The organism is Allostella sp., assembly GCF_041913585.1.
Lineage (GTDB): Bacteria > Pseudomonadota > Alphaproteobacteria > ATCC43930 > Allostellaceae > Allostella.
The window spans coordinates 2,958-9,896 of sequence record NZ_JAYSFE010000152.1; the positions used below are offsets into that span (position 1 = coordinate 2,958).

Annotated in this window: 4 protein-coding genes and 1 pseudogene; 2 read left to right on the forward strand and 3 right to left on the reverse strand. The window is 72.0% G+C overall.

The genetic code is table 11. The features are described 5' to 3' along the window. Positions 1–122: 122 nt before the first annotated feature. On the reverse strand, positions 123–1,409 hold the full coding sequence (locus ACE3Q3_RS20935) for an aspartate aminotransferase family protein (protein ID WP_374449209.1): 1,287 nt from the start codon (positions 1,407–1,409) through the stop codon (positions 123–125). Between the two features lie 136 nt (positions 1,410–1,545). On the opposite strand from ACE3Q3_RS20935, the gene ACE3Q3_RS20940 reads away from it, so the two are divergent. Next, positions 1,546–2,442 carry an NAD(P)-dependent oxidoreductase gene (locus ACE3Q3_RS20940; protein WP_374449211.1) on the forward strand — a complete coding sequence of 299 codons (897 nt, stop codon included), beginning with the start codon at positions 1,546–1,548 and terminating at the stop codon, positions 2,440–2,442. 64 nt (positions 2,443–2,506) lie between these two features. Beyond that, positions 2,507–3,628, forward strand: coding sequence for an FAD-dependent oxidoreductase (locus ACE3Q3_RS20945; RefSeq protein ID WP_374449213.1), 1,122 nt, complete (start codon positions 2,507–2,509; stop codon positions 3,626–3,628). Between the two features lie 8 nt (positions 3,629–3,636). Here ACE3Q3_RS20945 and ACE3Q3_RS20950 read toward each other — a convergent pair whose 3' ends face one another. Next, positions 3,637–4,461 carry a glycosyltransferase family 10 domain-containing protein gene (locus tag ACE3Q3_RS20950; protein ID WP_374449215.1) on the reverse strand — a complete coding sequence of 275 codons (825 nt, stop codon included), beginning with the start codon at positions 4,459–4,461 and terminating at the stop codon, positions 3,637–3,639. A 208-nt stretch (positions 4,462–4,669) separates the two neighbouring features. After that, positions 4,670–6,939 (reverse strand): annotated as a pseudogene (locus tag ACE3Q3_RS20955) (vitamin B12-dependent ribonucleotide reductase); the annotation flags it as partial.

Below are 6,939 nucleotides of genomic sequence, written 5' to 3' on the forward strand. Positions count from 1 at the left end.
CAGTGGCACCAGGGCGGCCTCCTCCTCGGGGTTGCGGGCGGCGTAGGCGTCGACGAGGTCGCGATAGAGCGCGTGGGCAGGGGTCGGCATCGGCGGTCTATACCCCGCCGCCTCCCACTCCGTCAGTCCGTGTCGCCGAGGGCCGCCGATAGCCGGTCGCAGAAGGCGCCGCACATGGCGCGATCGTGCGCCAGGGACAGGTAGAGCTTGGTCCCCATCGGGTTGAGGAAGACGCCGCGGCGGAAGAGACCCAGCATCATGCGGCGCGCGCGGCCCTTGTCGCCCCGCTTCGTCGAGCGGTAATCGAAGACCGGCTGGTCGCTGAAGACGATCTGGGCGAGCGGTCCGTCGCCGATGATCTGGCCGGCGATCTGGTGGTGCGCCAGCACCTCGCGCAGCATCCCGCGGAACTCCGTCCCCAGCCCGTGCAGATGCTCGTAGGTGCCGGGCTGGCGGAAGACCGAGAGGGCGGCGTTGGCGGCCGTGGTCGAGATCGGGTTGCCGCCCAGCGTCGAGGCCATCCAGACATAGCGGTCGGTGCCGATGCGGGCCTCGTCCACCCAGTCCATCAGGTCGGCGCGGCCGCCGAAGGCGCCGATCGGGTAGCCGCCGCCCAGCGCCTTGCCGTAGGCGACGAGGTCCGGCAGGACGCCGTAGAACTCCTGCGCCCCGCCATAGGCGAGGCGGAAGCCGGTCACCACCTCGTCGAAGATGAGGATGAGGCCGAGCTCGGTGCAGGCCCGCCGGACGCCTTCGAGGAAGCCCGGCAGCGGCGGCGTGCAGCGCTGCAGCGGCTCCATGATGACGCCCGCCAGCTCGTCGCGATGGGCGCGCAGGATCGCTTCGGTGCGCGCGAGGTCGTTCCACGGCGCCACCAGCAGCTCATGGGCGGCCGACGGCGTGCCGGCGCTGGTCAGCTCCGGCTCGGGGAACGGCAGGTCGCGGCTGGGGAAGAGGCTCGTCACCCCGGCCTCGTTTGCACCGTGATAGGCGCCCTCGAACTTGAGGATGCGCGCCTTGCCCGAGACGGCGCGGGCGACCCGCTGGCAATACATCGTCGCCTCGGTGCCGGACGCGCAGAAGCGCAGCCGCTCGACCGCGGGGCAGGCGCGGCGGATCTCCTCGGCCAGCGCCAGCACCTCGGGGTTGAGATAGGCGAAGTTGGAGCCGAGCGGCGCCTGGCGGGTGACGGCGGCCACCACTTCCGGGCGGGCATGGCCGACGAGCGCCGAGCCCCAGCCCATCGAGAAGTCGAGATATTCCTTGCCGGCCGTGTCCCACAGCCGCGCGCCGTCGCCGCGGGCGATGGCGACCAGCAGCTCCGGCGGCAGGCCGAACTCGCCGTTGGCGATGCCGGCGGGGAAGGCAGCGAGCGCGCGGCTGGAGACGGCGGCGGTATCGGGCGGCATCGGCGATCCCCTGCGGCATTCCAGGGCCGGCATCGACACCGGCCCTCGTCCCGTGGGAGAAAACCGCCGGGGACGCCATTAGGCAAATTAATTCCTGTCGGCGAAATCCGACCAGAATTTATGGACGGAGAGACGGATGCAGAGCCGCCGCATCGCCTTTCTCGGGCTCGGCAACATGGGCGTCGGCATGGCCGGCCGGCTCGTCGATGCCGGCCACGCGGTCACCGTCTACAACCGGACGGCGACGCGCACGGCTGCCCTGCGCCGGCGCGGCGCGGCGGTGGCGGCGAGCCCGCGCGCGGCGGCCGAGGGGGCGGAGATCGTCTTCTCCATGGTCGGCGACGACGTCGCGTCCCGGCACATGTGGCTCGGCCGCGACGGTGCGCTCGCCGCCCGCACCGCGCCGCGGGCCTTCGCCGTCGAGTGTTCGACCATCTCGCACCGCTGGCTGGAGACCTTGGCGGAACGCGCGCGGGGCCGGGGCTTCCGCTTCGTCGACTGCCCGGTGACCGGCCTGCCCGACGCGGCCGCGGCGGGCCGGCTCACGCTCTTCGTCGGGGCGCTCCTGCCGGACCTGGACGCGCTCCGGCCGGTGTTCCGGGCGATCGCGACCGAGGTCGTGCATTTCGGTGCGGTCGGCGCCGGCAACGCCTACAAGCTGATCGTCAACCTGATGGGGTCGATCCAGATCGCGGCGCTGGCGGAGGGGCTGGTGGTGGCGGAGCGGGCGGGCCTCGACCTCGAACTGGTGGTGCGCACCCTGTCGAAGGGCGGGTCGGCCAGCCCGCAGGTGGTGCGCAACGGGCCGCTGATGCTGCGCGCCGATCACTCCCGGGATGTCGTCTTTTCCGGCCGCTGGCGGCTCAAGGACACCCGCTACGGTCTCGCCCATGCCCGCGCCATGGGGGTGCGGTCGCCGCTCGGTCAGGCGGCGGTCGACGCCTTCCGCCTGCTCCTCGCCGACGGCGTCGCCGAGGAGAACGAGAGCAAGCTGATCGACGCCGTGCGGGCGCGGGATTCGCGCCGCGGCTAGCTCGCGGTATTTCGCTGCGGTAGCGTCTGCCTCCGGCGGGTCCGGAGCGACGGCGGAGCGGACGATGGCGAAGCGGCGGCACGCGGAGATTGCAGGGGCGGGATTCGCCGGGCTGGCGGCGGCGGCGGCGCTCTGCCAGCGCGGCTGGACGGCGCGGGTCCACGAGGTCAATCCCGAGCCGCGGGCCTTCGGCGCCGGGATCTTCATCTGGGACAACGGCCTGCGGGTGCTGAACGCGATCGGCGCCTATGCCGACGTGCGCGACGGCGCCTTCGCCGCCCCGGTCTACGAGACGCGCACCGACGGCAAGTGCCTGTCCTACCAGCCGATCAACGGGCCGGGGCAGTACCGGCTGCTGACCATGCCGCGCCAGCACCTCCATGCGGCGATGCTGAAGGCGGCGGTCGCCTCGGGCGCCGAGATCGTGACCGGTTCCGAGGCGGTCGGCGCCACGCCCGCGGGCGAGCTGCTGCTGGCATCGGGCCGGCGCCTGCCGGCCGACATCGTCATCGGCGCCGACGGCGTGCGCTCGAAGGTGCGCGACTCGCTGGCGATCCCGCAGGAGCGCCGGAAGTACCGCGACGGCATCATCCGGGTGCTGACCGACCGCAGCGGCCTCGAGGGCGGGGAGTGGGACCACGTCATCGACTTCTGGGCCCACGCGCCGCGGACGCTGCGCATCCTCTACACGCCGTCCGGCGCAAACGACCTCTACATGGCGATGATGGCGCCGGTCGCCGACGCCGAGGCCTCCGCCATCCCGATCAATCCCGCGCCCTGGATCGCGTGCTTTCCGCAGCTCGAACCGGCCCTGTCGCGGCTCGGCGACAAGGGCCGCTACGACGTCTACGAGACGACCAAGCTCGAATGCTGGTCGGTGGGCCGGGTCGCCATCGTCGGCGATTCCGCCCACGCCATGCCGCCGACGCTGGCCCAGGGCGCGGGCTGCGCCATCGCCAATGCGCTCGGCCTCGCCTGCGCGCTCGACGAGTGCGACACGGTCGAGGCGGCGCTGGCGCTCTGGGAACGGCGCGAGCGGCCGCTGACCGACCATACCCAGCGCCGGGCGGCGGAGATCGCGGCCCAGCGCATTCTGGCGAGCGGCATGAAGTGGGACGACGAGGGCCTGCGTGCCGCCCGCCACGTTCCGACCGGTGCCGACATGCCGTTCGCCGACGCCGCCTGAGCGGGGGATCAGGGGCGGCCCGGCGCGGCCGGGTCGGGCGCCCTCAGGTCGGGGCGGCGCAGCAGGAAGGTCCGCGCCGGCGAAGGCGGCGCCATCCGCCGCCGCATGTGACGGGCGAGCCGGGCGAAGAGGTTGTAGCGATCGAGGACGAGGCGGCGGGCCGCGAGCAGCGCCGATCGCCCCGTCCGCCAGCGGTCGGAGGCGAGGACGGCCTGCAGCCGGTCGAACAGGTCGGGGGCGTCGGGATCGAGCCGGACGAACGCGTCCTCGGGGAAGAACCGCGCAAGGTGGGGCGTGCCGAAGAAGATCGGCATGGTCATGGCCACGAAGCAGTCCATGACCTTCTCCGAGAAATAGGCGGGCGCCGTGCTGTTCTCGAAGGCGATCGAGTAGCGGTAGGGAGCGAGCCCCTCCCACTTGTCGGCGATCGGGCGGAAGCCGCGGCCGAAGAGGTCGAACGGGATGTCCTGGCGCCGGAGCGCCTCCAGGAACGCCATCCGCCGCCGATGGCCGGGGAGCAGCCGCAGGTCGCTGGTGATCCAGGAGAGGCCGGCGGTCTTCTCCGGCGGCGCCATCGTCGGCACCTCGTCGAGCGTGCGGCGGACGCTCCACGTCCGCAGCATCGCGAGGTCGAAGACGTAGCTGCGCGGGCAGTCGGGCGGGGGATTGCGCGACAGCCGGGGCTCACAGGTGAAGACCACCGTGCCCTCGCCCTGGCCCAGATGCAGCGGCCGATGGTAGGGCGTCGGCGGTTCGCCGACGGCGAACCAGAGCCGCTCGGGCGGACAGGTGACGATCACGCCGTCCTCGGCCGGGCGGTTCAGAACCAGCACGAAATCCGCTGCCGGCATCGCGGCGGCGGGCGCGAACGCGACGCCGTCCCAGACGCCGCTGCCGCCCGGGGTCAGGTGGCCGAGCGCATCCGGCAGGTCGCCCCAGTCGTCATGGACCGCGACCCGGATCGGGCCGCGAAAGGGCGGGGGACGGTCATCCGTCCCCCGCAGTTCGCTTGGGGAGCCGACCAGCTTTGGGGATCGGGGATCAGCTGCAGCCGCTGGTCGAGCCGCAGGTGTCGCACTTGAGGCAGGTTCCGTTGCGCACCAGCGTGAAGTTGCCGCACTCGGCGCAGGAATCCCCCTCGTAGCCCTTCATCCTCGCCTGCCGCACCCGCTCGGCCCGCGAGGCGCCGCGCGCCAGGTTGACGGTGGACTGGCTGACGGTGGTTTCGCTCTGGGCCTCGTAGGCCTGGACGAGGCTGGTCCCGCCGGCGACCGCGGTCGCCTGGCCGGCGAGGCCGGTCGTGGCCGCGGCCTCGCCGCCGCCCGACACGACGTAGAGCCGCGAGCGGACGTAGCCATTGCTGGCGACGCGCTGCACGGCGGCCAGCGACGGCGGCAGGTCGCCCTCGCCGTCGCCGCGGCCCAGCGTGTCCGGCATCATGTCCGCCGGCTCGGCATGGGCGAGGTCGTGGCGGCCGAGATAGGAGATGGCGAGTTCGCGGAAGATGTAGTCGAGGATCGAGGTCGCCATCTTGATCGTGTCGTTGCCCTCGACGATCCCCGACGGCTCGAAGCGGGTGAAGGTGAAGGCCTCGACGAACTCCTCCAGCGGCACGCCGTACTGCAGGCCGATCGAGATCGCGATGGCGAAATTGTTCATCAGCGAGCGGAAGGCGGCGCCTTCCTTGTGCATGTCGATGAAGATCTCGCCGGCCTTGCCGTCCTCGTACTCGCCGGTGCGCAGATAGACCTTGTGGCCGCCGACGATCGCCTTCTGGGTGTAGCCCTTGCGCCGCTGCGGCAGGCGCCGGCGCTCGGCGCGCTCGACCACCCGCTCGACGATGCGCTCGACGATCCGCTCGGCGACGATCGGCGCCTTGGCGGCGGGGGCCGCGGCGGCGACGTCGAGGGCGATCTCCTCGGCCGCGTCGTCGCCGACGGTGGCCGCCAGCGGCTGCGACAGCTTCGAGCCGTCGCGGTAGAGGGCGTTGGCCTTGATGCCGAGGCGCCAGGACAGCATGTAGGCCGCCTTGCAGTCCTCGACGGTGGCCGAGTTCGGCATGTTGATGGTCTTGGAGATGGCGCCGGTGATGAAGGGCTGCGCCGCCGCCATCATCCGGATGTGGCTGTCGACCGACAGGAACCGCTTGCCGTCACGGCCGCAGGGGCTGGCGCAGTCGAAGACCGGCAGGTGCTCGGGCTTCAGGTAGGGCGCGCCTTCGAGCGTCATCGCCCCGCAGCAGTGGATGTTGGCGGCGTCGATCGCCTCGCGCGGGAAGCCCAGCGCCGCCAGCATGTCGAAGCCGGGCTCGTCCATGACGGCGGGGTCGAGGCCGAGCTGGTCGCGGCAGAACTCCTCGCCCAGCGTCCACTTGTTGAAGACGAAGCGGATGTCGAAGGCGCTGCCGAGCGCCGCCTCCAGCCGGTCGATGGCGGCGTCGGTGAAGCCGCGTGCCCGCAGCCCCTCGTGGTCGATGCCGGGCGCGCCCTCGAGCGAACCGTGGCCGACCGCCCAGCGCACGATCTCCTCGACCTGCCACTCGGGATATCCCAGGCGCCGCAGCGCCTGCGGCACCATGCGGTTGATGATCTTGAAGTAGCCGCCGCCGGCGAGCTTCTTGTACTTCACCAGGGCGAAGTCGGGCTCGATGCCGGTGGTGTCGCAATCCATGACGAGGCCGATCGTGCCAGTCGGCGCGATCACCGTCGTCTGCGCGTTGCGGAAACCGTGCCGCTCGCCGAGCTCCAGCGCCGCGTCCCAGGCGGCGCGCGCGGCCTCGACCACGGTCTGGTCGGGGCAGCGCAGGGCGTCGAGCGGCACCGGCAGGATGGTCAGTCCCTCGTAGCCGCCGGTCTCGCCGCGGGCGGCGCGGCGGTGGTTGCGGATGACCCGCAGCATCGCGTCGCGGTTCTTCCGGTAGCCGGGGAAGGGCCCCAGTTCCGCCGCCATCTCGGCCGAGGTGGCGTAGGACTGGCCGGTCATCAGGGCGGTGATGGCACCGCACATCGCCCGGCCCTCGTCGCTGTCGTAGGGCAGGCCCATCGCCATCAGCAGGCCGCCGATGTTGGCGTATCCCAGGCCGAGCGTGCGGAACTCGTAGCTGAGCTCGGCGATGCGGCGCGACGGGAACTGCGCCATCAGCACCGCGATCTCCAGCACCACCGTCCACAGGCGGCAGGCATGGGCGAAGCCCTCGGTGTCGAACGACCCGTCGGCGGTGTGGAACGCCATCAGGTTGATCGAGGCGAGATTGCACGCCGTGTCGTCGAGGAACATGTATTCCGAGCACGGGTTGGATGCGTTGATCCGGC